At 36.8% G+C, this 24,591-nt stretch carries 23 protein-coding genes; 13 read left to right on the forward strand and 10 right to left on the reverse strand.

The annotated features are described in order from the left end of the window. Positions 1–24 precede the first annotated feature (24 nt). Together Q0V26_RS10750 and Q0V26_RS10755 are read left to right on the forward strand one after the other, a co-directional pair. Positions 25–1,197, forward strand: coding sequence for a GTPase (locus tag Q0V26_RS10750; RefSeq protein WP_297481684.1), 1,173 nt, complete (start codon positions 25–27; stop codon positions 1,195–1,197). Continuing rightward, the gene (locus Q0V26_RS10755; RefSeq protein WP_297481685.1) at positions 1,194–2,735 is read left to right on the forward strand and encodes a GTPase; all 1,542 of its coding nucleotides are present in this window, start codon (positions 1,194–1,196) and stop codon (positions 2,733–2,735) included. The genes Q0V26_RS10750 and Q0V26_RS10755 overlap by 4 nt, the downstream gene beginning before the upstream one ends. A 122-nt stretch (positions 2,736–2,857) precedes the next feature. Here the strand turns inward: Q0V26_RS10755 and Q0V26_RS10760 are convergent, their stop codons facing one another. The 4 genes from Q0V26_RS10760 to Q0V26_RS10775 form a co-directional block, all read right to left on the reverse strand. Then, positions 2,858–4,486 carry a chitinase gene (locus tag Q0V26_RS10760; RefSeq protein ID WP_297481686.1) on the reverse strand — a complete coding sequence of 543 codons (1,629 nt, stop codon included), beginning with the start codon at positions 4,484–4,486 and terminating at the stop codon, positions 2,858–2,860. Positions 4,487–4,759: 273 nt separating this feature from the next. Beyond that, positions 4,760–5,782, reverse strand: a complete 1,023-nt coding sequence (locus Q0V26_RS10765; RefSeq protein WP_297481687.1) for an acyltransferase family protein — start codon at positions 5,780–5,782, stop codon at positions 4,760–4,762. A gap of 202 nt (positions 5,783–5,984) precedes the next feature. Continuing rightward, positions 5,985–6,674 (reverse strand): DUF3334 family protein, encoded by a 690-nt coding sequence (locus Q0V26_RS10770; protein ID WP_297481688.1) that lies wholly within the window; start codon positions 6,672–6,674, stop codon positions 5,985–5,987. 169 nt (positions 6,675–6,843) lie between these two features. After that, a complete protein-coding gene (locus Q0V26_RS10775) occupies positions 6,844–7,200 on the reverse strand; it encodes a glutathione S-transferase N-terminal domain-containing protein (RefSeq protein WP_297481689.1) in 357 nt (118 codons plus the stop codon). 309 nt (positions 7,201–7,509) lie between these two features. Here Q0V26_RS10775 and Q0V26_RS10780 point away from each other — a divergent pair, with 309 nt between their 5' ends. From Q0V26_RS10780 to Q0V26_RS10805, 6 genes are all read left to right on the forward strand, one after another. Beyond that, entirely contained in the window at positions 7,510–8,490 is a 981-nt protein-coding gene (locus Q0V26_RS10780) for a response regulator (protein ID WP_297481690.1), read from the forward strand. Beyond that, positions 8,487–9,512 (forward strand): diguanylate cyclase, encoded by a 1,026-nt coding sequence (locus Q0V26_RS10785; RefSeq protein WP_297481691.1) that lies wholly within the window; start codon positions 8,487–8,489, stop codon positions 9,510–9,512. Before Q0V26_RS10780 ends, Q0V26_RS10785 begins: the two co-directional genes overlap by 4 nt. Before the next feature lie 100 nt (positions 9,513–9,612). Then, a complete protein-coding gene (locus Q0V26_RS10790; RefSeq protein WP_297481692.1) occupies positions 9,613–10,341 on the forward strand; it encodes a tRNA-uridine aminocarboxypropyltransferase in 729 nt (242 codons plus the stop codon). 161 nt (positions 10,342–10,502) lie between these two features. Continuing rightward, a complete protein-coding gene (gene nagK / locus Q0V26_RS10795; protein ID WP_297481693.1) occupies positions 10,503–11,414 on the forward strand; it encodes an N-acetylglucosamine kinase in 912 nt (303 codons plus the stop codon). Between the two features lie 149 nt (positions 11,415–11,563). Continuing rightward, positions 11,564–12,844, forward strand: a complete 1,281-nt coding sequence (locus Q0V26_RS10800) for a DEAD/DEAH box helicase (RefSeq protein ID WP_297481694.1) — start codon at positions 11,564–11,566, stop codon at positions 12,842–12,844. Between the two features lie 210 nt (positions 12,845–13,054). Further along, positions 13,055–14,380, forward strand: a complete 1,326-nt coding sequence (locus Q0V26_RS10805) for a GGDEF domain-containing protein (RefSeq protein ID WP_297481695.1) — start codon at positions 13,055–13,057, stop codon at positions 14,378–14,380. Positions 14,381–14,473: 93 nt separating this feature from the next. Here Q0V26_RS10805 and Q0V26_RS10810 read toward each other — a convergent pair whose 3' ends face one another. Further along, positions 14,474–15,892, reverse strand: a complete 1,419-nt coding sequence (locus Q0V26_RS10810) for a basic amino acid/polyamine antiporter (protein WP_297481696.1) — start codon at positions 15,890–15,892, stop codon at positions 14,474–14,476. 200 nt (positions 15,893–16,092) lie between these two features. After that, on the reverse strand, positions 16,093–16,563 hold the full coding sequence (locus tag Q0V26_RS10815; protein ID WP_297481697.1) for a SulA-like leucine-rich domain-containing protein: 471 nt from the start codon (positions 16,561–16,563) through the stop codon (positions 16,093–16,095). Positions 16,564–17,297: 734 nt separating this feature from the next. Between Q0V26_RS10815 and Q0V26_RS10820 the strand changes: the two genes are divergently transcribed. Next, positions 17,298–17,648, forward strand: coding sequence for a hypothetical protein (locus Q0V26_RS10820; RefSeq protein WP_297481698.1), 351 nt, complete (start codon positions 17,298–17,300; stop codon positions 17,646–17,648). Positions 17,649–17,794: 146 nt separating this feature from the next. On the opposite strand, the gene Q0V26_RS10825 is transcribed toward Q0V26_RS10820, so the two are convergent. Beyond that, entirely contained in the window at positions 17,795–18,367 is a 573-nt protein-coding gene (locus tag Q0V26_RS10825; protein WP_080157571.1) for a DUF2913 family protein, read from the reverse strand. Positions 18,368–18,653: 286 nt separating this feature from the next. Continuing rightward, positions 18,654–20,015: a phosphatidylserine decarboxylase family protein gene (locus tag Q0V26_RS10830; protein WP_297481699.1), complete on the reverse strand. Its 1,362-nt coding sequence runs from the start codon at positions 20,013–20,015 to the stop codon at positions 18,654–18,656. 488 nt (positions 20,016–20,503) lie between these two features. Between Q0V26_RS10830 and raiA the strand changes: the two genes are divergently transcribed. Next, the gene (gene raiA / locus Q0V26_RS10835) at positions 20,504–20,893 is read left to right on the forward strand and encodes a ribosome-associated translation inhibitor RaiA (protein WP_045040496.1); all 390 of its coding nucleotides are present in this window, start codon (positions 20,504–20,506) and stop codon (positions 20,891–20,893) included. A 99-nt stretch (positions 20,894–20,992) separates the two neighbouring features. Here raiA and Q0V26_RS10840 read toward each other — a convergent pair whose 3' ends face one another. Further along, on the reverse strand, positions 20,993–21,766 hold the full coding sequence (locus tag Q0V26_RS10840) for a class I SAM-dependent methyltransferase (RefSeq protein WP_297481700.1): 774 nt from the start codon (positions 21,764–21,766) through the stop codon (positions 20,993–20,995). A gap of 347 nt (positions 21,767–22,113) precedes the next feature. On the opposite strand from Q0V26_RS10840, the gene Q0V26_RS10845 reads away from it, so the two are divergent. Together Q0V26_RS10845 and Q0V26_RS10850 are read left to right on the forward strand one after the other, a co-directional pair. Beyond that, positions 22,114–22,803 carry a 16S rRNA pseudouridine(516) synthase gene (locus tag Q0V26_RS10845; RefSeq protein WP_297481701.1) on the forward strand — a complete coding sequence of 230 codons (690 nt, stop codon included), beginning with the start codon at positions 22,114–22,116 and terminating at the stop codon, positions 22,801–22,803. Between the two features lie 79 nt (positions 22,804–22,882). Then, a complete protein-coding gene (locus Q0V26_RS10850; protein ID WP_080157549.1) occupies positions 22,883–23,251 on the forward strand; it encodes a spore gernimation protein in 369 nt (122 codons plus the stop codon). A gap of 147 nt (positions 23,252–23,398) precedes the next feature. Here the strand turns inward: Q0V26_RS10850 and Q0V26_RS10855 are convergent, their stop codons facing one another. Next, the gene (locus tag Q0V26_RS10855) at positions 23,399–23,806 is read right to left on the reverse strand and encodes a nitrous oxide-stimulated promoter family protein (protein ID WP_080157547.1); all 408 of its coding nucleotides are present in this window, start codon (positions 23,804–23,806) and stop codon (positions 23,399–23,401) included. Between the two features lie 238 nt (positions 23,807–24,044). Here Q0V26_RS10855 and Q0V26_RS10860 point away from each other — a divergent pair, with 238 nt between their 5' ends. Next, positions 24,045–24,338 (forward strand): hypothetical protein, encoded by a 294-nt coding sequence (locus tag Q0V26_RS10860; protein WP_005367981.1) that lies wholly within the window; start codon positions 24,045–24,047, stop codon positions 24,336–24,338. The last annotated feature ends 253 nt before the right edge of the window (positions 24,339–24,591 follow it).

Here is a 24,591-nt window from a genome sequence, read left to right on the forward strand (position 1 = left end):
ATTATTTTGTGGTGTGAAGGTGATATGAATCGTTTCTTTAAGAAAGTTTTCCAATATATAAATCCCTCAGTTAACCCTGATTTGGCTCCTGCGTTTGATGAATGGCAGAAACATATTCCAACATTATGGTTATTAGGTAAAACTGGGGCGGGAAAATCAACTCTTATTCAAACGCTCACAGGTAGTAGTTTGGTTGAGATTGGTAATGGTTTTCAACCTTGTACACGTACTGCCCACCATTATCTCTATCCAGCAGAAAATCCATTAGTGTGTTTTTTAGATACACGAGGATTAGGTGAAGCGGATTACGATCCCACTGAAGACATTGCAATGTGTAGTGGTAAAAGCCATGCATTAATGGTGGTGATGAAAGCGGAAGAGCCTGAACAATCTGGTTTATTAGCGGCATTAAAGCACATTAAACGTAGTGGTATGATCAAACATTTATTGGTTATCCATACTGCGGTGAATAGCATTGTTGATACTCAAGAGCGCCAGCGTGCGATTGAATATAATCATCAACGGGTAATGGATGTGTGGGGCATAAAACCTGCACAATGGCAATCAGAAACGGTAACTATCTACCAGCCGATTGTGGTTGATTTCATTCCAGATGAAGCACAATTTATTGGTATTGATGCATTGCAGCATGCTTTAACGGATGCACTTCCGATGTTGAGTTTGTTATCGAATCAACAAGCTCATACTAACCGTGAAGAACAAAACTTTTATCAGTTACGCCAAGAAGTGTTGTGGTATGCAGGAGCTGCAGGTGCCAGTGATGCAATCCCGGCGGTTGGATTATTCAGTGTGCCAGCTATTCAAGGTAAGATGCTGCATAGCCTTGCGAATCAATATGGTGTCAGTTGGAATAAAAAAGATTATGCAGAATTTGTGGGCATGCTGGGATCGGGTTTTTTGTTGCAATATTTATCTAAATTGGGGCTTAACCAGTTAGTTAAATTTATTCCTGCATACGGTCAAACAGTGGGTAGTGCAACCGCTGCTGCGATGAGTTTTTCATCGACTTATGCGATTGGCCGTGCGGCTTGTATGTATTTATATCATCGCAGTAAAGGTGAGTCGATTTCAAAAGACCAAATTAAATTGGCTTATCAACAAGCATTTACGACCGTCAAGCAGGTTGCTGATCGACAACAATTGAGTAAATCATCACCGAAAAAGGATCATGCATGAAACGGATGAGCAAAAGCTATCAGTTAATTAATCAACTCTCTGAAGGTTTGTTTCCGTTACTGATGTTAGCGGTGTGTTTGCCAATCATGGTATTGGCGGGGTTTGGTGTTGTTGATCTGATTCAACAAGGACAATGGCTGTTATTTTTTGCCATTATTGCTGGTGGTTGTCTAGTGGCTTTTCTTCCTTATTGGTGGTTGCGCCGTAAACGGGTGGTTGCAGATGCTGTTATGGATGATATTGCACCATTACATGTCGCCGCCAATCCACAATGGAGTGAGCACGATCAGCAAGTGTGGCAACAAATGACACTAGTTATTGATAAGCAACTAGCAGATGACTCTGCATGGGAAAGCCTACAAGCCCATGCTTATGTTTTGGTGGCTGATGTTGCTGCGCAGTATCATCAACAATCGAGCTCGCAAAAGTTGGCTTTTACGGCCCCAGAGTTTTTAATGATGGTTGAAGAGATAAGTCGTCGTTATCGTCACTTTCTGCAACAGCATGTTCCTTTTTCAGAGAAGATCACCTTAACGAGCCTTAAACAAGGTTATGCGATTAAAGATAAAATGGGGTATGCAAAAAGCGCGTATGATATTTATCGTTTATTTCGAATTGCAACGCCAACAGGTTGGCTAGCGGAAGTACGTGGTCTGGTTGTTGGTAAGTTGTTTGATGACGTCAGTGCTGAAGTTCAAAGCAAACTAAAAGCGACGTTATTACAAGAAGTCGCTTCAGTTGCGATTGATTTATACAGTGGCCGTTTTAAGCTTGATGACGCAGCAGTTCCACATAGCCAACTTCAAGACCACGATCAACAAGCAACCGCGATTGCAGTAGAGCCGTTACGGGTAGCGATTGTAGGTCAAGTAAGTGCGGGCAAGTCATCGGTTATTAATGGCTTAGTGGGCGAAATTGCGGCTGAAGTAAGCGCGTTACCATCAACAGATAAAGCCACAACCTATAAATGTGAAGTTGAAGGGCTCGATTTAATCAATCTGATTGATTTACCGGGCATTGATGGTAGTGCTGAAACTGAGAAGAAATTACTAAAACAAATGACCGAAAGTGATGTGGTTATTTGGGTATTGAAAGCTAATCAATCATCACGCCAATTAGATGTTACCCTAAAAAGTGCTTTTGATTCGTTTTATAAGCAACCACAAAATCAGCAAAGAAAAGCGCCTAAATTGATCATGTTGGTTAACCAAGTCGATAAACTTAAACCCGTTGATGAATGGTTACCGCCGTACGATCTTGAAGCACCGCAAACAGACAAAGGGCAGATTATTAGTGAGGCTGTGAAGTATAACCGTGAGGTGATGCAAGCTGAATATATTCTACCGTTTTCCGTGAGTAGCGATCGTATTCCTTATAATCTTGATAGCTTACAATCACAGTTACAACAGGTGTATCAAGATGGGATCAATACCCAGTTAAACCGTCGCCGTGCCCAAGGTGAAACTATTGATTATACCGAGCAAGCAAAACGGTTATATCGTTTAGGTAAATTGGTATTTGATGCGACAACTAAGTAGTTATTGTTATCTTTGTTTGTGATAAAAAATGGCCTTGATAGGGTTTAATTTTTCCGTCAAAGCCATTTTAATTAAGCATTAATAATCAGTATCTTAACTCAACAATATGGGTAAGGTACGTGTTAAGGTAGCAATGTCCACGGATCACCCGCTGTTGGTGTATTGCCTTGGCTCCACCATTTTGCTTGATAAGTTTTGTTTTGGAAGCTGACTTTATCATTACCACCATAGACGGCAGTCGTACTCCACGTTGTAACATCTGTTGCTGGGGTTACTGTGCCATCTGTAGATGCTGCTGCCTTGATTAATTTCCATGGGCCGCCTAAATCCGGCTGGTTGCTTTGAGTCCACCATTGCGCTTCATAAATAGCGCCTTTATATGCGACTTGTTCACCGCCAGTGTAGACTTTATTTTCATCCCAACTCGCCACGCCATCAATCGGTGGATCGGTTGGTTCTGTTGTGCCACCACCTGTGTCAGGGTCTAATTTATCAACCACACGCACCGCCGGCCAGTTCGCGTGGGAGCCATAGAAATTGGTCACACATTTTTCATAATCGCCTGCAACTAAAGCCGAATAGGCTGTTTGGAAACCCACTAACTCACATTCAAATGAAACACCACCCGGACGATCAGGATAGTACTTCCAATTTGCATCCCAGTTAGTATAAAGCACATCGGTTGCACCATTTAGATTCAAACTACCATAAGGTGTTTGTTGCCAGCAGGTGTTGGTTTCATCGCTCTTTACTGGAATTTGATAATTTTCAACTAAACCTTCCCAGTAACGAATACGGTTAACGGGTTGACCTTTATCTTTGTTTTGCTCGCCACATTCAATACCACCGTTGATGACATTAATGGTGGTACCAAAACCATAGCCAATACCAGCGTCGGTTTCACGTTGAGAAGGAACCCATGTGCGATCTATAACATGTAACATGGCAGGTTTAGGGGCTTGTGGCGTTAAGAAGAACCAGATAGCAGAAGCTAAATTTAACCAAGAATCAGCAACTAACCCCGGATTGTTGAGCAATACCGTCGCATCGCCATCAAACATCACCTCAGAAAAAGCACCGTAATTAAAGTGGTATGAAAGTTGTTTTGCGCCACGACCAAAGTAACCCTGTCCTTCAGCGCAAGGCCAGCGTTTATTTTGCCAATCATTTTGACCACATCCTGTCGTGTAACCAGGCTGACCTTCAGACCAGCCCATTTCACGTACATGAACCAATGCTTGTTGCCACTCTTCAAGCCCTAACGGGTTATCTGAGACGTTTTCAATACTAATATGACCACCCGTTTCTTGGGCAAAATGAGCAAATGCGGTGACGATAGATTTCTTACAGATAGCATCAGCATCGCGGTCATCAGTGTAATCGCCACAGAAAGCAGGGAATTTGCCTATTGCACGTAAAAAGCGGGCATATGTATATTCAGGTGCTGCCATTTGAGTGAGGTAATTCCACTCAGTTTCAGGAAAAACACGCTCAACTCGCTTTACATTATCTGGGTTCGTACTTACTCCCGGAATAATAGCTTCAACGACTGTATTTGAAGCCGTAGCTAACGCTTTAGCCCAAACATCGTACATTGGGTCCATTGTTTTCGCATTTTCAGCTGTAATAATTTCAGATCGCTCAATGACATAACCACCTACAGTGTCAGGATCGGGTTGAGGAGTCATAGCATAGCTGTTTGCAGCAAAGAGGCTGCCAATCACGATGGAGAGAGGGTGTAGTTTAGCCATTCATTCATACCTTTATTATTATAGTGCACGAGAGTTACTAATAAGGTTATTGGCATGTAGCGATAATGTGCAACTACAGAATTTTAAAAGCGTGTTAGAGGGTTGAATTTAAGTGTGGTCTTAAACATTTTTTGCATTAAAAATGATGTTTGTGGCGATCTTCATCAATGCTATCAGTTGATAATTGTTAATGAGTGCAGTGAGATGATGAGTATAAAAAAGTCCTTATAATCAGATGATAATAAGGACTTTAATAGAATGTTAAGCGTTAATTTAGCGTACTAGGCATTTTGTCATTGGTATTTTGCGCAGACAGCGAACAATTATGATTGAAACACTTAGCACCACGGGTACTGCAAAAAGACTGGCAATAATCGGTTTAATATTTAACATACTGATGATATTAAGGTAATAAATCACGATAAGTAGATGACAGAGGTAAATACCCAGTACATCTTTGCTTAATGAGTGAATAATTTTATAGTCACCTAAGTTAGGTATCGCTAATAAAATAAAGAAAATACCTAATGCCCATAACGGGGTTCCAAGCAGAAAGTCATGGAAAAAAGAACCATTTTCTTGCAGTGAAAGGTAGTTCGCTTCACCGATAAATAGACAAAATCCAACGATCATCATAATAACGCTGTATTTGAGACTAATACTGATATTACGACGGCGAATTTCAAATCCGAGCATGATCATGAAGGTACTAAAAAATGGGCCATTACGGGTGAATATCGGTGAACTTAATTCTGTTATTTGAGCATAGCTACCTGCCATTAAGCCGAAAATAAATAACAGAGTAGCAACGGGAATAATCAATCGCGATAACTTCAAATGTAGTAAAGCAGTAATGATAGTTAACCCGCTGAGCAATCCTGGAATATACCAAAGATGCACTAATCCACCTTCAAACAAGGTATTTAAAGGGGTTGTGAGCAGTTTTTGCCAATAGAAGGTACGCTCAGCAACATATCCCTCAGCGGTCACGAGGTGAAAATTAAACGGCAAAATAAGGTAAATAATACTCCATAAGACCCACATGATGAGTAATGGACGTGCATAGCACCAGAGATAAGGGACACGCTCGGTTGTTAAACGCGGTTGAATAAAATAACCCGCCATAATAAAAAATAACGGCACGGCAAACCGACTAATTTGATTGAGCCCCATGCCTAACAAGGGTTGGCCATCAAATAAAGGTGCCAGCATGAATATTTGGCTATGCAAAGCAATAATAGCGATCGTGGCTATAATTCGACCAAATTCAAAGCTGGCGATACGGTGTTGAGACATTACGATAAACTCACAAACGAAAGTGGTGTTGAAATTATATGGAATTGAAGTTTTTGTAAATTGTCTTATGGAAATGAATTATGTTATTGATCACAGAATTAAATTTATGATTAATAAAAGTAAATACTTTAATCGCGAAGGAAAAATAAAGAGGTAACAATATGAGGGACAAAGTTACCTAACTATTTAAATTAAGGCTTTTTTACAGTCCAAGTTGATCCAATAAATCTTGATTGTCGTTGCTGTTTTTTGTGTTTTTATTGAATGAAGTTACTTGATTCTGTTGTTGAGCATCATAAGCAGTTTCAAAAATAGCATCAGGATCTTGCTCATCAATCTCAAATTCTTCCAATTGAATAAATTCAGTTTTATCCATAGCGAGCTCAAGATAGAAAATATTATTCTTTTCTGTTGTAAAACTAACACGACGTACTTGAGGGCGATCAAGATTAGTATCAACAGAGAGGATGATTTGTTTATGCAGAGCGAGCATTTTCGGCTGGTTTTGAGTAATTGATATTTTTAACTCTCTGCCAATTTTGCCAGTAAAATCGCCAACAACTTGATTCATTAACTCACCTAAAATATTAGCAACATCATCAGCGGTATGATGAATAGCAATATCTGTGTCAGGAAAGCCCATTCGAAGCATGTAGCTTTGATAAAGTTCCATTGCTGCTGCGGCGGAGAAATTCGTTACAACTAATCCTGTAAAGCCGCCATCAAATAAAACAAAGCAGCCGATATCAGGTTTTAAGCTTGTTTTATTAATTTTTTGTACCATTGGCGAATATTTAATGTGGCTTTCTGTTGCACGAGATAATACATCAGCCAGAGAGTGGCATAATTTAATTAAAATATCGTCGGTAGTTATCGTATGATTCTTGCGCATATGCAGCCCTGTAAAACGTATTTGTAACCAATAAATAAAAATTCAGTAGTTAAAAGCCGATAGTGATACCTCTTTTATACTACAACTTTAAAGTGCAATAAGAGCTATCGGCTTATACGTTAAGGACTTAAATGGTTATTTGAGTTTATTGTGTGAATTATTGGTAATATTAAGCAAAGCGCTTATCTAAATACGCAATAATATCGTTTGATTCATACATCCAAGTCACCTGTCCATCTTCTTCAATACGCAGGCAAGGAACCTTACGCTTGCCTCCTTGTTCTAATAACTCTTGGCCCCAAGGTGACGTTTTCGCATCACGGGTCGCTAGAGGGATATTTAGACGTTTAGCGTGGCGACGTACTTTTACACAAAAAGGGCATGTCTCAAATTGATAAAGTTGCATATTAGCAACTGCGGCATCAACTTTTTGCTGATCGGTTTCAGATCGTTGCATACCGCGTGGCAAAAAAAGAGAATTGAGTATGAGAATAATTTTACCGATGAACCAACGAAGCGCTTTCATATTATTTTCCAATGGCTGATATTATAAAGTTATGCTGAGATTCTATTATAAAATCGTCAGTGGGTAACTATCTTGCCCACCATATATTTGATTTATTATTGAGCAGTAATTAAATATGAAAGAGTACATATCGATAAATCATCAATGTTAACGATTAAAAAAGACAATTGCCTTTTTCTTTTAGTGGTTATTGATTGGAACTAAGATCAATATTTAGATGTATGTCACTGAATGCATATTTTTACATTACTGCATAATATTGCTTTGCTTTATACTAATGTGAAGTTCAATGGGTAAGTGATTAGTCTGATGATTAACAAAATAAATATTCTCATTTGTGACGATTCAGTCTTAGTACATAAATCTATAACACGATTGCTACAGTCATGCAGTAATGCTACTTTTTTCTATGCGGAAAACGGAAAAGAGGGGCTTGAGTGTTTAAAAAACATTGATATTGATATTATTTTTTTAGATTTAACCATGCCAGTAATGGATGGTTTTAGTGTAATGAAGTCCTTACCTGTCAGTGACTATAACACTACGATCATTGTCTTATCTGCTGACGTACAATTAACTGCCGTGGAAAGAAGCTTAGCGTTAGGTGCTGATTATTTTTTATCTAAGCCGTTTAATCATGATGAGCTGATAGAACTGTCGCAACGTTTAGGGTTAGTATTTGATAATATTCCCCCCATCGCTGCTGATACTTATCTGGATAATAATTCTATTGAGATCATGCGCGAGTTAGCTAATATCGCGTTGGGGCGAGGCGCTGCAATCATTTCTGATCACCTTGGTGATTTTATTAAAATGCCATTACCAAGTGTCGCATTTATGAAAAGCAGTGATCTATCAATGGCAATTGCTGATATTCGCAATGATCATGAATTAATTGCTATTACACAACGCTTTGTGGGGGGCGGCATTCATGGTGAGGCGTTGGTTGAATTACATGGTAAAGATATTCACTTTTTTGGTCAAAAACTAGGCTTTAGTCAAACCGATGAATATAAAAATGAAGTTGTGATTGATATTGCTAATTTAATGGTATCTTCTTTTTTAGTTGCATTATCAGAGCAAATTTCTATTCCATTTTCTGTCCGCCAACCTATTGTGTTAGAAGAATATATGAACCTACAGCATACGTGTGGTGATGTGCAGACTTTTTTTACCATTGAATATACCTATAAAGCGGAAATATTAGATGTTGAGTGTGAAGTCTTATTTATTATGGATAAGCATTCTCTAGCAATTATTAATAATAAAGTGATGGAATCATTACATTGAACGAAATATCTTTAGCTGATTTTCATTTAACAATGCAAGTATTAGATAATTTTGATGCTGGTGTTGTGATATTAGATGAAAACTATAATGTTTGTGCATGGAATACCTTTATGCAAGCTTATAGCGGTATTTCCAGTGTTCAAATAATGGGGAAATCATTGTTTGAGGTTGTACCTGATTTACCCGTGTCGTGGTTACAGAGCAAAATACAATCGACGTTTAAATTACGAATGCGATCATTTTCAGCATGGGAAGATCGACCGTGGGTATTTCGATTTTTGAATTTTTGTCCCATTTCGGGCAGTTCAGATACCATGTATCAAAATATGACGTTAACACCGCTACGCTCTCTTTCTGGTGAATATACTCATATTTGTTTAACGATCACCGATGTTACTGATATCGCTAAAAACAAAAATCACCTTCATGAATCAAATAAACAACTGACTCATTTGAGTATTACAGATCGATTAACTCAGCTTTACAATCGCGGTCACTGGGAAAATTGTTTAGCGGATGCGTTTGAGCATTGCCATCAAACACAAATACCAGCTACATTGATTATGTTTGATATCGACCACTTTAAACGGGTTAATGATACCTACGGTCATGTAGCGGGTGATGGTGTTCTTAAAGTCATTGCTGATGTGTTACGCCGTACTAAACGCCAAACTGATATCGCTGGGCGCTACGGTGGTGAAGAGTTTGGTATTATTCTACCTGGTACGCCAGCTGAGTTAGCGGGGTATTTTACCGAGAGATTGCGTAATCGAATTGAACAAGAAACCGTATTTGATGATCAACGAGGTGTTATTAACGTTACGATCAGCTTAGGTGTCTGCGAATGGAATTCGACGCTAACCGATTATAAATCGTGGTTAGAGAAATCTGACTTGGCATTATATGAATCAAAGAAAAGAGGCCGTAATACTACTACCATTATCAATAGCGATAATTGCTATGAAAACAGTAAGGGAGAGTTTATTTTATCGGATTGTCATGAGCATGTGCCGATAAAATAAACAATAGAAGGTTGGCAATCTTATAATACGGATAATGACTGTATGTTTAGTGGGGGTTTCGGTAACATGCACGCGTTTTCCTGTTTTTAGGTTAGTCGCTATGCGCATTCATGCTATACATACTCTTTATGAGGAACGCCTTGCACGTTCAACTCGTCCTTTTCTCGCTCGTGGCTGTAAAGTCCAACGTTGCCGTCAATGCATGTTACGTACGCATTTGTGCATTTGTGAACATCGCCCATTAGCAACATCAAATGCCGCGTTTTTATTGGTCATGTTTGACGATGAAATATTAAAACCAAGTAATACTGGTCGTTTAATTGCTGATGTATTTGAAGATACTTTTGCTTATATTTGGTCTCGTACTGAGCCTAATGCTGACATGCTAGCATTACTTGATGATCCTCAATGGCAGCCTTATATTGTTTTTCCTGCTGAGTATGCACCTGAGAGAGAAGTGACAGCAGTGACACTTGAAGCAGGTAAACGTCCATTATTTATTATGCTTGATGGTAGTTGGGCAGAAGCGAAAAAAATGTTTCGTAAGAGCCCATATCTTGATCGTTTCCCATTATTATCCATTAATCCGGATAAGCCATCACGATATAAAATGCGTGAAGCATCAAAAGATAATCAATTAGGTACGGCTGAAGTTGCGGCACGTATTATTGATCTATTTGGTGAGCATTATAATGCTGAGCTATTAGATTTATGGTTTGATGTTTTTCGTGAAAATTACATCGCGGGTAAAATGAATCGCCAATTACCTGAACAATCATCGTTATCGATATTGGAAAAATTTATGTCAACTGATGAAAACACACTATAAAGATGTGATGTCAGTTAGATAATCTTAAACCTCATTTAAACAATAATTGATGAATTGGTCGTAGATCACAGTCGTTTTTGGCGTAAATGTGGATAATTTTCAGTATATTTAAAGAGTTATGAACTCACGGTGTGGTTAAACATTATTTGTAGGAGAATAGGATGTACTACGGCTTTGATGTAGGCGGAACTAAAATTGAATTTGGTGCATTTAATGAAAAACTAGAGCGCGTAGCAACAGAACGTGTGCCGACACCGAGTGGCGATTACGATACACTTATTAATACTATTGTTTCTATTATTACCGCAGCTGATGTGAAATTTGGCTGTGAAGGTTCAGTCGGTATTGGTATTCCTGGTATTGAAGATGCACGCGACGGTACTGTATTGACATCAAATATACCTGCCGCTAAAGGCCGAACACTACGTAAAGATTTGGAAGCAAAACTAGGTCGTAGTGTTAGCTTAGATAATGATGCGAATTGCTTCGCTCTTTCTGAAGCATGGGATGATGAGCATCAGCATTCACCATCAGTGCTTGGCCTTATTTTAGGTACTGGCTTTGGTGGGGGAATGGTTTTTGATGGTAAAGTCTTTTCTGGTTTGAATCATGTCGGTGGTGAGTTTGGGCATATGCGCTTACCGTTAGATGCATGGTTACATATGGGAGAGAACGCGCCACTGTTTGATTGTGGCTGTGGTCAAAAAGGGTGTATTGATAATTACCTATCTGGCCGAGGATTTGAACAAATCTACGCACATTATTATGGTGAAAAACTAAAAGCGATTGAAATTATCGAACGTAATGCTGCGGGTGATGAAAAAGCACAACAGCATGTTGATCGTTTCATGGAAGTGCTTGCAATGTGCTTTGCGAACTTATTTAGTGGTGTTGATCCTCATGTTGTTGTGTTAGGTGGTGGTTTGTCTAATTTTGATTTAATTTATGAAGAATTGCCAAAGCGTCTACCTAAATACTTATTGTCCGTTTCACAAGCACCTAAAATTGTAAAAGCCAAACATGGTGATGCTGGTGGCGTTCGTGGTGCTGCATTCTTGAATATTAAACAGTAGTTATTATGTGGTTATTATATAAATAACGAAGATTTATGTTGTAACAAAAAGCACTTCATGACGAAGTGCTTTTTTTTTGTGTTAGAATTCGCGCTTGTTTTCTTATGCCAATTTATTGGTATAAGCGTATTTATTGCTAGGAATACATTATGTCGTTTGAAACGCTCGGCCTTCACCCTAAATTATTGCAAGTTGTGACAGAGTTAGGTTATGAACAACCAACAGATGTTCAATTGCAAGCGATCCCATTAGCATTAGCCGGGGATGATGTGATGGCAGGGGCACAAACGGGTACCGGAAAAACAGCAGCATTTGCGCTCCCTATTTTACAACGATTAATGACATTACCGTCATTAGCTGAACAGGGAACTGAAGACGCTAAGCCTCAACAAGGTGCAAAAATTCGTGCGTTGGTGATTACACCGACACGTGAATTAGCACAACAAGTTTACGATAGCTTTATTGCGTACAGTAAGTACAGTGATTTGAAAGTCGCGGTTGCTTATGGCGGCACTAGCATGAATGTGCAAATTAAAGCATTAAGAGCAGGTGTTGATATTCTTATTGCAACACCTGGACGCTTACTTGACCATGTTTTTGTTGGCAATGTATCACTTGCGAATGTAGAAACATTTGTACTTGATGAAGCTGATCGCATGCTTGATATGGGTTTTATTATTGATATTAACCGTATCATGAAGCGTATGTCGGCTGAGCGTCAGACTTTATTCTTCTCTGCAACCTTTTCAAAGCAAGTTAAAAAATTAGCTTTTAGTATTCTAACTGACCCTAAGATGGTGGAAGTGACACCGGATAATATTGCAGCAGATACTGTGCAGCAAATGGTGTATCCCGTTGACAAAAAGAGAAAATCAGAATTATTGGCATATCTGATTGGTTCACGTAATTGGCAACAAGTATTAGTTTTTACTAAAACGAAGCAAGGCTCAGATCAATTAGCCAAAAGTTTAGGTTTAGATGGTATTAAAGCGGTGTCTATTAATGGTGATAAAAGCCAAGGTGCGCGTCAACGTGCGCTTGATGATTTTAAAGCCGGTAAGGTACGTGTGCTTGTTGCAACAGATGTTGCTGCTCGTGGATTAGACATTCAGCAGCTAGAATATGTTGTTAACTTTGATTTACCATTTAATGCTGAAGATTATGTACACCGCATTGGTCGTACAGGGCGTGCTGGTAATACTGGCCACGCGATCACGCTAATGAGTTTAGATGAAGAGTGGGCATTAAAAGCGATTGAAGAGCTGTTAAATACCCGTTTACCACAACAATGGCTTGAGGGTTATGAGCCGGATCCAACGTTAATTGAAACAGCCTCTGTTCATCGCGGCGCATCAGCAGAAAAACGTCGCGCTAAAGCAAAAAGTAAAGTACATCAAAACCGTGGAAAAAACACCCAACGTCGCCGATAAATAAAGTTATTACTAACTCAAAATGTACTAAAACACCGCCGTTAAAGCGGTGTTTTTTATTATTATGCAACCAATATAGAAAATGTTTGGGTGTAAGCGTAAATCATCAATAAAATTAGTTGTTTAACCTAATATTGTCTGTTAATTTATCGCTCGTGGTTGTAATATTTTGCTTGTGTTTTTTATAAGCTCTGGTGTTTTGAGGGATTTATGACGGGGTTAAATAAGTGGCTTCGAGTAACCATCTTGTTTTTAGTTTGTTTTACAATTGGTAGCTATAGCTGGTTTCTTCTTGGTGGTGCAAAAAAGGAATATATAGTTACGCCTAAAAATAGCACCTATAGAATTATTGACGATTCAAGTCAAAATGGAGCATCGATCACAAAGTTAAATATTAATAATCACAATGTGTTATTAGAGTGTAATTTGGTTAATAAAGCTAAATGGCCATTTTGTGAAATTGCGGTTGCATTAACAGACTCTATTGATGCTGGTTTTGATTTAAGTTCTTATGATTCCGTTGGGCTTGATATTGATTATACAAGTCCACTTGAAGGGGAACGCATTCGTATTTATTTACGTAATTTTGATCCTATGTATTCTAATATTAATGATCCATTATCATTAAAATTTAATGCGATTGAATATACGCCTGGTGTTAATGAAGGTTTGAAGATTTTCCCATTAAATTCATTTCAAGTTTTATCGTGGTGGATCGCGGAGAATAATATTCCTGTTGATAAGTCGAGTCGACAATTTGATAATATTTCAATCATTGAAATTGCGACGGGAAGTTATGTCAAAGAGTCATACTATGCAATTAAATTAAACCGCTTAGTCTTTTATGGTACTTGGATCTGCGAATCATCGTTAGTGAAGTTATTATTATTATTATGGGTAGCAACGGCCAGTATTGTTATTCTGATTGATCGTTTTGTTCTTAGCCAAAAAATTAAAACATCAGAAGAACGTAGCCAACGTTTACGAGATGCAAATCGCGTACTTTATAATAAAAGTTTAAAATTTGAACATTTGGCTTGTACTGATTCATTAACTCGTATTAGAAATAGGCACACGGTTATTGAATGGCTAGAAGGTATTGTTCTTCAGACACAATTAAATAAGATCCCTTTCTCAATGATTTTTATCGATCTTGATCATTTTAAAGAGGTTAATGATAGATATGGTCATAGCTTTGGTGATGAGGTTTTAATTAAGTTTGCAGCGACAGTTGAGGGATTAACTCGCCGTTCTGATGTATTTGTACGTTGGGGAGGGGAAGAGTTTGTTATTTTTTGTCCTGAAACGAATATGAGTGTTGCGGTTGAAATAGCAGAGCAGATTCGAGAAACAATCATGACAAAGGCATGGGGGTTTGATCAGGAATTTAGTTTAACATGCAGTTTAGGCGTAGCAGAGTTAGTTGATGAGCCTTGTGAAGATTTGATCAAACGTGCTGATTTTGCGTTACTAAAAGCGAAAAAAATGGGACGAAATCGAATTGAAATTAGTTGGGAACATCAACAACTTAAATAACTAAATGTTCAAATAAAAAGCCGTGTATGTTATATGATTTTTATAATTAAAAGCATATAACATACACGGCTTTTTTAGTCTCTCTATCAAAAATTAGCTTTCTAGCACGATATGGCCAGTCGCTAGCATATAAATAGCAAATATAGCTAATATTACTAATAGCACTACAAAGATACGCTCTTTACCTACAAAGTAAGGTTGGTTGAGCTCTTTCTTTGCTTTAATAAAGAAATAAAGCCCCGGCAGATACAATAGAGATGCTAATAATAAGTGACTTAAACCCGATGCATAAAGTAACCAAATGCCGTAAATCGTTGCACCTAAGCCAATAAACAACAGCATGCCGCGATTTTTGTTTTTGATCGCTAGTTTTAGGGTATATGCAGCAACAAGGAAATAAGGCACTAAGATCATTTCAGATGCAATAATCAGTAGTGAATTATAAGTACCACCAGCGTAAATCACTGCAAATAATGAAATCTGAATACAAATAATAGTCAGGTTAAGCGCTTTAATCGATGTACCTGCGCTATTTTCTTTCGCATAAGACTTTGGAAACATATTATTTTGTGCGGCAAGTAAAGGTGCTTCTGTTGCTAAAACAGTCCAACTTAAAAATGCACCACTTACGGAAACAAGTAAACCACAACCAATAATAATTGAGCCCCATGGACCAATAACATGTTCTAGTATAATTGCCATTGATGGGTTTTGGAATTTCGCAAGTTCAGGGGTAGAAATAACACCCATAGAAAGTAGGGTAACGAACACATAAATAACAAGTGCCGTTAGTAGACCTAGAATCGTTGCTCGACCAATGTCACGACGATTACGTGCACGAGAGGATACGATAACCGCACCTTCTACACCAATAAACACCCATACAGTGATTAGCATGGTACCTTTAACTTGGCTTAGTAGGTCATGTTGAGGGCCGAATTCTAAACCAGTAAAATCAAATGTAAATGTGTGCCATTTAAAGGCAATTAAGGTAACAAAGATAAACAGTACCAGTGGAATTAATTTAGCAACTGTCGTTATGGTATTAATTGTTGCGGCGGTTTGTACCCCGCGTTTTACCGAAGCATATACAAGCCATAATAAAACCGAAGCCCCGACAATAGATTGCCATGTATTACCCATTCCAAAAATAACATGGTCGGGTTTGTCAAAGAACATGCCGAGAGTACTAAATACAATCACTAAGTAAGAAACGTTAGCGAGCATCGCACTTAGCCAATAACCCCATGCAGAACAAAAGCCAACAAAGTCACCAAAACCGGCTTGTGCGTAGCCAAAGACGCCACTATTAATATTGGGTTTTAATAATGATAAAATTTGAAAAGACATTGCAAGGAATATCATGCCAACACCCGTAATGGTCCAGCCGATCATGACGGCAGCAGGACTTGCAACAGCAGCCATATTTTGTGGCAAACTGAATACTCCTGCACCTATCATTGAGCCGATTACAAATGCAGTTAATGCACCAAATCCGAGCTTATTATCCATTCTGAAACCTAGTATTTAAATTTGAATTTCCTTGATTATATGTGTTTTTATTATGCGTAAAAGCTATTTTTACTATTTTCAATAATTAATTAAATATAACTTTAAATAAAAATAAATTTTTTGTTTGTATATCATTATTAACTTTATGTAATATTGTAAAGATTGCAACTTAACAATAACATTATCGTTTATAAATTAACTCAATGGAATGTTAATTGTGCTTTAACATTTTGATTTAGCACAAAAGCTAATGTTTTACTTTGTTCAGCTGCCGTTGTAATTAATGGGGTGTTAAAGGTTTCAATTTCACCTGTTACAATAACGGCAGAGCAGTTTCCCATCTCTAATGCTTTAACCATTAGTAAATGTTTACTTTGGTTTTTCATATTTTTAAGTAATAGCACTTTATTAATATCAATGCCTGCATTTATTAATAAACGTTTATCTAATAACGCATCTTGCCCAATAAACATGATCCAGCGATTTTCTTGATTTGCTTGTTTTAGTAAGCGTAAGAAATAAGCTAATTGTGCTTGTTGCTGTTCGCTATAACTTACTTCAATTGGAACAATTCTTGTCGGAGATTGATAAATATCTACATGAGAATCCAATGTTGCTTTATAAACATCAGAAGCTGTAGTAGATCCTTGAGTATGCATTAATAATTTCATGGTGCTATCTCCGACAGTGGTTATATATACATGCTGTATGTATATACAGTAGTTTTAATTGAATTCGGATGCAAGCATTATTTATCGATATTTGATTGTTGAATATGAGTCTTAGAATCGATTCTCGCCGAGGGTGGGTGGCTTTAAGGTGCTGTTTTTAAATGTTATATTCCTCTATTGGTATGTTGTAAAGTTACATTTATTAAGTGGGTTATTAGAAAATAATAAAGTTACATTACAAAAATATGTAGTATCTCACGTTCAAGCTATACAGTGGTTTTAGTATGTATTTGATGATTCAGACAGTACTTCGAATCGGTTTTTTATCAACGTGGCTTACTTATATTTAAGGTGATATGAAGAAGATAGGAGAAGTCTATGCCGTATTATTGCTGTTGTTATCGCAAGTAAAAGGAGGACAGGATGCTATCAGTTCCAGCATCTAAAGACGCATTAGTGTTAGCTATTAATAATAGTTTTTCTAAATTAATGGGTTTTATCAATTGGTAGGAGCGAGTCAGTCAGTCCACTAAACGTTGGATATTGAATTTAGTGAACGAAATTAAAAGATAATATTAATATTGCCATGTATAAAGGCGGTATTAAGAATTTGATACACGAAAAGGTATCCGTAAGTTACCGTTAGTTTATGAAAAATAATAATTATGTTTTAGCGTGCATCGTATTATTTTTAAATCGATATAATAAAAAAAACAATTAAATAAGGTAATACAATGTTAAATAATCCAATGATTTCATTAATGGTTAATTTCGTTGATTTACAATCAGAACAAAATATTCTACCAGTAAGAAAGTATATTACAGGTGATAGCTTATCTTATTTACCAAAAGTTGGTGATGTTCTATCTGTGGAGATTGATATTGATAGTCAGTTAGCAGTTTCTTTATCTATCAATGATTTATATTTCTTTAATGACACCCATGAACAAGCTCAAGTGCCTGCTAAATGTTATGTTGTAAAACAAATAACAACCAAGTTAATGGTTAATGACGCTTGTGATAACGTTGATTATTTATTAGAAGAAGTGTCTTTTGTTGTAGCAAGAGAAATGCTACTAAAATAAGTTTCCAATAAAGGATATGGTTATTATCAAGAAGAGATCATACTTTTTGAATGGTGATCAACTTAAGCTATTTATTAACCAATGAGTAAATTATCAAAATTTACTCATTGGTATTTTTATAACACAACAAATAATGTGATGTGATTTTATAGTCTAAACAATTCAACGCGAAGGTGACTTTCATCTTCATATGCAATTACAGATTGGAAATAACCACTTTGGTCAATTGCAGCAGAAAATATATCTTTATGTTCATTACTGCCAATGAATAAAATCTGAGTTGATTTGATCATTAGCCCATCATCATCAAAACTAGATGTTAAGTCTTCATCAACCACACACACTAATACTTTACCAAAGCGTGCTTTAAGGTTGATATTGTGTGCCAATGAATATTGCACTTGTGTATGCAATTGAGCTTCAATGTCTTCAATAAGATCAACAAAACGATAAAGGTCTGTTGAGCTAGTTTGTAATATCCGCTCACGATCATTATTAAGTATAGATTCTAGACATGCGCCAGTTTTTCTACCGCGCAATAACCAACTTTTGGTTGATTTCTTAACCGTACGATATCTATCATTCTTGATAATTTTCTTTAGGTACTGAACAAGTAGGTTGTTTTGCTCAGTCTGTGTTAGCCGCTTATCAAGTTTTTTGAATTCTAGATGCAATAAGGCATTCGTACTAATATCGAGTAGCTGTTGAGACTGGTTCATTGGTGTACCGAGTTGGAGCGGGTTTGATAATAATATCATATTATTACTGATGTAAGATAATAGATAAATGCGTTAATTGTAAATTATAGAAATTAGCACAATCATTTTTTTTATTGTGTAATATTACACCTTTTAATCCAATTAAGCATATTTAGTTTTACTAATAGACCTTAGTGACATGTTACGTGTTTATTGGCTTTTTTATTAAAGCGGGCTTGGTTTGGCAGGTTAAAGCATAAAAAAGCAGCCAAGAGAGGCTGCTTTAGTATTTGTCTTATCAGCAGTACTATTTATTCTTTACTGTCGCAATACGAGAACATACTGGAATGTTGCTTGCATCAAGACCTGGTGCTGTATTGTGGAAATCAAACTCTAGCTCTACTTCTGGTTTGAAGATTAGGCAGTGTGTAGAACCACCAAAGTGGAACATACCAAGTTCATCACCTTTATTAATATGTTGGCCTTCTTCAACAGTCACAGCACAAGAAGACACTTCAGCCATACCAATAGCAATAAAGCACATTAAGCCAATGTTAGGGTTATCTGATTCAATAAAGATAACAGCACGTGTCGCAACCGCAGTTAAGAATGGTTGTGAATTGTTAGGCGCACTATCGTCGGCACCGTCTGGGTTATTAAAGCCTTGGTAACGGTTACCTAAGTAATATGAGCCGTTAACCATGTAAGTCTTTTTAACAGTACCCGTTACTGGACTGTTCCAGCGGTGGTAGCTTAATGCACTAAGGAATGCTTGATAAACTGTACCGCCAACAAATTGTTCAGCTAGTGGATCAAAATCCATCATGTTTTCTAATGAATAGGGTTGACCTTTAAGCCAGAAATTTGAAGATTTAGCGACGTTGGTAACAACCTGTAATGGTGCTGACTCACAGGCGTTAGCAATAACATCATCACCTTCAGCAATAGGTCTTACGCCGTCTTTAAATGTACGAGTAAAGAAGTCATCCCATGATTTAAAACCATAGTGTTGATCTGTTGGATCACAGTTAAAGAAATGCTCAAACGGCTTATCATGATTTTCTGAATCACTGGCTTCTGCCTGACAAGCGACAGTGACCATTTCTTTTTGGGCGTTATCACTTAACCAACCAAAGACTTTTGGTGTGCGATCTGGATGGTTTTCAATTAATACTGAGCGTGATGCTGGAGATGAAAGGTATAAACTCCAGTAAGTCAGAATTTTCTTAAATTGTTGGTTAACAAGTTCGTTTGCAAAGAACGCATAACCTGAATCTGTTGCCATTGGCCAATCAAGTAGCGCATTAATAGGGAAACCAATTAAACCACATGGTTCAAGTGCGCCTGTTTTAGGATCTAAAAACTCAGTGCACTCTGGTGCTTGCGTCATTATATGATTCAGTAAAACTAAAAATTCATCAAAGTCATTCACCTCTGGTGTTTCTAAAGGCGTTAATTTTTTGTGGCTTTTAGCTTCACTAAACATATCTTGTGAAAGGCGTAGTAGCGTAGGGTCATTCTCTACCAATTCTTTAAAATCGATAATAGGCTGAGCAATAGTATTAGATGTTAAATGCGTACGAGTTTTTAAATCTTTAATCCAAGCTGCAACATGGGCTTTATTTTTAGGAAGCCAATTGCCTTTTAATAGAGGGTATGTCTGATTCATAATTCTATACCAAATGATAATTTAAATTTAAAAACGCTAAAGCATAAATCACATATTAAATATATATGATGCAATCACATTAGCCGTACTATCTATTTAAGTCATTATCTAAAACCTAAAGATTAAAACTCAAATTTACGTAATCAATTATTATAAATAGGTAATTAAATAAGATTTAAACATTAGTGAGATAAAACATAGACCAGATCAATCATTTAGATCTAATTTTATTTAAATATTTTTTTTCGGAAAAACCAAGGAGATAGAAAGATAGATAAATGGTGTTTTTAATGAACAGTTATTTTTATTTGTGATTGTTTTTTACACTATTTGTGATTGTTTGTAGTTGATTTAACAGGTTTTATTAAATATATGTTCAATAGCCATGATTTGGAAATGTGATCTATGTCACGTTTTGTTTTTTAATTTAGGTTCATCTTAATAGTACAAACAATAAATAACTTAATAAATTATTGGTGGATAAAAAAATGACTTTAAAAGTAACTGCTAAAGGTTTTGAATTACCTGACTACATGGAAGCTCATATTGAATCTGAGTTTGCTAAATTTGATAAATTCCAAGTGGCTTTCCATAGCCGTAATGTATTTATGAAGCTAGAACCAGGCCGTCAATTTATTGTCGAGATTGCGGTTAAGACTAGCGTAGGTGATATTGAAGCATCTGCTGATGAAAAAGAATTAAGTGAAGCACTAAGCGCTGCATTTGCTCGTTTAGAACGCCAAATCATCAAGAAAAAAGAGAAGCCACTTGCTCACCGTTCTGAATTAAATGAACGTGACAAAGAAAACTTCCTTAAAGAAGAAGAAGCGTCAGCAGAAGCTGCTGCCGATGTAGTTATTGCTGAAAACGAAAAATAATAGCGCTTTAACGTGCTGTGTTATAACAATACGGCACAGTAATATTATTATTAGTTAAGCAAATGAAGCCTCGATCAAGTTATATTGATCGAGGTTTTTTTATGCGGCTTGTTGATTGATGATGACGTTTTCTTTTTTAACACACACAAAAATAGCATTACCAGAACGGCCATTCCAAGGCACTATTTTGTCGTAGCTATGTTCAAACATGGTCACATCAAAAAAGGGTGCTAATAACTGCTGTAATTGAGCATAGTTGATTGCCACCATTGGGTGATTATCACGCCAAGATTGCGTTACATTGTCACTTGTTTTTTCAATGTGAAGTTGTAATTGTTGATGCTCTCCTTCACCACAGTAATTCCAGCCTGATTGAAACATAAAATGGCTGTCTCCAAATTCAGTTGTATGGCGAACAAAAGAGTTGTTATCGATTTTATCTTTATCAACGGCATTGAAACAAAAAACACCATCTTGAGCTAAGGCATTATATGCACTTTCAATACATTGCATCAGCTTTTCAATATTGGCGTTGTAATGCAGCGAATATAAGAAACAAGTAATTAAGTCTAATGGAGCATCAACAGTAAAGTTACACATATCGTGCTGAACAAATGTTGCTTGAGGACAACGCTGTTGAGCAATGTTCAGCATTGGTTGATTAATATCTAAGCCACTTGCTTGATAACCATAACCAATAAAATGTTCAACATGAGGACCAGTACCACAAGCAAGATCAAGGTAACGTGTGCCTTGATTGCCAAATAGCTGGTGGAGTCTACGGACACAATTACTTTGTTCTTGGTAATCAATATCAGCACACATTAAATCATAGTAGCCAGACAAATCAGTGTATAAAGCGTTATAAGACATTATTAACCTAATGATTATAAAGAGATTATCTTGGTTATGGTAATTGCAGTATTACCAAAGTTGCGCGATATTAGCCTAGCTTTATTATTGCGACAAACAATATTTTGTAAATTAATAAAATTATTGAGATAGATCGCATTTTATTCTGTGTGGGTATATTTAGATGGGTGGAAAATTAAGTGTTCGAGATTAATGCAGCAGGGTACTGTTTAAGTGCTGTGTGATGTAAGTAAATATGAATAATCGTTATCATAAAGGTTTCATAGTGAGAGATTAAATATCCGTCTAACAGTTGCTTATTGCTGACGGACAAGGATAATAATCGCTTTATAAATAGCGATGTTTTTATGCGTCTTGATAAATTTATTTGTAAAAGTACAGCATTGACGAAAGCACAAGCTATTGCTCATATTGAAGAGGGTGATATTAAGGTTAACGGCAACGTGATCTCTGATATTTCATCTCAAGTTCATGAAAATAATGAAGTAATATTTTCAGGTAAGCAACTTTTCCCTCGCCCATTTCGTTATCTATTAATGAATAAACCTGCGCAAACAATTTGTTCTAATATTGACGAAGTTTACCCATCACTTTTCAATTATATTGATATAGAACGACCACAAGAACTGCATATTGTGGGGCGATTAGATGCAGATACCACAGGATTAGTCTTGATTACTGATGATGGTCGATGGTCATTTAATATTACTTCGCCTAATAAATTATGCCCAAAAGTGTATCGCGTACACCTTCGGAAATCGATAGATATAAGTGCCAAGACATTGTTTGCTAAAGGAATTAAGTTGCAAGGTGAACCGCAGTTAACTGCGCCAGCAATATTAACTATCGTTGATGATAAACAAGTGCTATTAACGATCACTGAAGGTAAATTTCATCAAGTGAAACGCATGTTTGCCAGTATTGGTAACAAAGTGGTAGGTTTGCATCGTGAGAGCATTGGTTGCGTAACGTTAGATGTTGATGAAGGTCAATGGCGTTATTTAACGGTTGATGAAATTAACGATCTCAACCCATAATGAATACATTCAATATATGTTGTGAAGCGCTTACGTTAGATAGGTATGACGACATATATAATTAAATGAGGATTAATCTGTGAAAAAAAGTCAATTAGGTTTTATTGTGGTGGCAGCAACAATGTTATTAGCAGGGTGTAGTGAACCGACGGTTACAGCAACGCCTGTTAAAAATGTTGATACTGTATCGGTCACATCACCTGATGATATTGATGTATTCTGTCCAACTGGTATTTGTACTTTTGAACTATCAACGACAGCGCCGACTAAAGTAACGGTAACTATGCATTATGATTACACTAAGCTTTACACCAAAATTGAAGGGGTGAGCGTTGTGGGTGAAGGCGCTAAAGATGCTAAAGTGGTCGATGAAGATCAATTTACAGTTGAACTAACGAAAAAGAATACCCCAGTAAAAATTGAAGTGATTGATTTTTACCGTAACTAAATAGCTTTCCTCGCGCTATTTCTGAAGCAGTCTTTAGACACATAAGGACTGCCTCTGTCTTATCTCCACACTTATCATAAAATATCTTGGCTTTTAAATATCATCATCAATGACAAAGAAATTATTATTAGCGGGCGTTTGTCTCTTTTATTTCTTGTTTAGTAACGCTTTTCTTTTTTGATGGTTAGAGAGCATTTCTTTGTTACGTTCAGGTATCGTTTTTTTATCATGAATTAAGTGCTTAATGGCCATTATTGGATGCTTAACGATCATTTTAGGGCCAGAATAGCGCATAATCGTTTGTGACATAATTTTTTGTTGTGGCTTATAACAATGGATAGGGCATTGCTTACAACTGGGTTTATTTTCTCCATAAGGACAGCGATCAAGTCGCTGTTTTACGTAAGCTCTAAATTGGTCACAATTATTACATCGTTGAAATTTTAGAGTATTGATTTGATGATGTTTTGCACAATAAATATCAATCATTGCGGTTATCGTCTTAAATTCACTGTCAAGCCGACCTAATAGACGAAAGTCAGTTTCTTTATTCATGTTTTATGACCACTATGAGTAAAAGGAATTATTCTAACTCGTATAAAGATGTATTTTAAATAAAACTTTATCAAAATGACAAAAAATGAAGATAAAGACGAATTTTTTTAGTGATAAGTATTAATAATGTTATTAAAGTGAAAAATTTAATGATGAAACACAAGAAACATGCTGAGATGGCTTGATTTAACGGGAGTTGAGCAGTAGTATCCACGCCTCGATTTTTATGGTGGTGTATATGAGCAGATTTGAGTGCCTTGAAAGAATTGTCGACGAATATCGTAAGAAAGTTCGTGACGCAGAGTTTAACCGTCAGAACGATAGCGAAGTTGCTAAAGTTCTAGTTTTATTAGTCGGTAACTCAATGTTCAGTCTGGCTGATGAATTTGCTGATTGGGTTAATCGTGGCGGTGATCGTAGCTATGGCGGTAAGTTTTTTGTTTCTAAGCAACTAATGACGTTGTTAGAGCCAGTAACTTTCCGTGGCGTAACGGTTCGTCGTGATTCGATTAAACTATTCAGAATTTCATAACCTGAGTGGCTTCCAATCGTTATTCAATGACTCTCCGATAGAAAAATTGAAAAACAGATTTTTGATCTAGCTATCAGCGTGGTCAATAAAAAGGGGATGCTATGGCATCCCTTTTTTGTTGATTATTATAAAGCAACATATTTACCTGAATTAGCTTGTTTGCCTTGTTTGCCTTGTTTAGCTTGTTTATCCTGCACTTCCTGCACTTCCTGCACTTCCTGCACTTCCTGCACTTCCTGCACTTCCTGCACTT

The sequence above is a fragment of the uncultured Photobacterium sp. genome, assembly GCF_947039875.1.
Lineage (GTDB): Bacteria > Pseudomonadota > Gammaproteobacteria > Enterobacterales > Vibrionaceae > Photobacterium.

What these genes read in the sequence shown, in the direction of transcription:
- Q0V26_RS10750 (WP_297481684.1), top strand. Translation starts at nt 25, where the DNA reads ATGAATCGTTTCTTTAAGAAAGTTTTCCAATATATAAATCCCTCAGTT.
- Q0V26_RS10755 (WP_297481685.1), top strand. Translation starts at nt 1,194, where the DNA reads ATGAAACGGATGAGCAAAAGCTATCAGTTAATTAATCAACTCTCTGAA.
- Q0V26_RS10760 (WP_297481686.1), bottom strand. Translation starts at nt 4,486, where the DNA reads ATGGCTAAACTACACCCTCTCTCCATCGTGATTGGCAGCCTCTTTGCT.
- Q0V26_RS10765 (WP_297481687.1), bottom strand. Translation starts at nt 5,782, where the DNA reads ATGTCTCAACACCGTATCGCCAGCTTTGAATTTGGTCGAATTATAGCC.
- Q0V26_RS10770 (WP_297481688.1), bottom strand. Translation starts at nt 6,674, where the DNA reads ATGCGCAAGAATCATACGATAACTACCGACGATATTTTAATTAAATTA.
- Q0V26_RS10775 (WP_297481689.1), bottom strand. Translation starts at nt 7,200, where the DNA reads ATGAAAGCGCTTCGTTGGTTCATCGGTAAAATTATTCTCATACTCAAT.
- Q0V26_RS10780 (WP_297481690.1), top strand. Translation starts at nt 7,510, where the DNA reads ATGATTAACAAAATAAATATTCTCATTTGTGACGATTCAGTCTTAGTA.
- Q0V26_RS10790 (WP_297481692.1), top strand. Translation starts at nt 9,613, where the DNA reads ATGCGCATTCATGCTATACATACTCTTTATGAGGAACGCCTTGCACGT.
- nagK (WP_297481693.1), top strand. Translation starts at nt 10,503, where the DNA reads ATGTACTACGGCTTTGATGTAGGCGGAACTAAAATTGAATTTGGTGCA.
- Q0V26_RS10800 (WP_297481694.1), top strand. Translation starts at nt 11,564, where the DNA reads ATGTCGTTTGAAACGCTCGGCCTTCACCCTAAATTATTGCAAGTTGTG.
- Q0V26_RS10805 (WP_297481695.1), top strand. Translation starts at nt 13,055, where the DNA reads ATGACGGGGTTAAATAAGTGGCTTCGAGTAACCATCTTGTTTTTAGTT.
- Q0V26_RS10810 (WP_297481696.1), bottom strand. Translation starts at nt 15,892, where the DNA reads ATGGATAATAAGCTCGGATTTGGTGCATTAACTGCATTTGTAATCGGC.
- Q0V26_RS10815 (WP_297481697.1), bottom strand. Translation starts at nt 16,563, where the DNA reads ATGAAATTATTAATGCATACTCAAGGATCTACTACAGCTTCTGATGTT.
- Q0V26_RS10820 (WP_297481698.1), top strand. Translation starts at nt 17,298, where the DNA reads ATGTTAAATAATCCAATGATTTCATTAATGGTTAATTTCGTTGATTTA.
- Q0V26_RS10825 (WP_080157571.1), bottom strand. Translation starts at nt 18,367, where the DNA reads ATGAACCAGTCTCAACAGCTACTCGATATTAGTACGAATGCCTTATTG.
- Q0V26_RS10830 (WP_297481699.1), bottom strand. Translation starts at nt 20,015, where the DNA reads ATGAATCAGACATACCCTCTATTAAAAGGCAATTGGCTTCCTAAAAAT.
- raiA (WP_045040496.1), top strand. Translation starts at nt 20,504, where the DNA reads ATGACTTTAAAAGTAACTGCTAAAGGTTTTGAATTACCTGACTACATG.
- Q0V26_RS10840 (WP_297481700.1), bottom strand. Translation starts at nt 21,766, where the DNA reads ATGTCTTATAACGCTTTATACACTGATTTGTCTGGCTACTATGATTTA.
- Q0V26_RS10845 (WP_297481701.1), top strand. Translation starts at nt 22,114, where the DNA reads ATGCGTCTTGATAAATTTATTTGTAAAAGTACAGCATTGACGAAAGCA.
- Q0V26_RS10855 (WP_080157547.1), bottom strand. Translation starts at nt 23,806, where the DNA reads ATGAATAAAGAAACTGACTTTCGTCTATTAGGTCGGCTTGACAGTGAA.
- Q0V26_RS10860 (WP_005367981.1), top strand. Translation starts at nt 24,045, where the DNA reads ATGAGCAGATTTGAGTGCCTTGAAAGAATTGTCGACGAATATCGTAAG.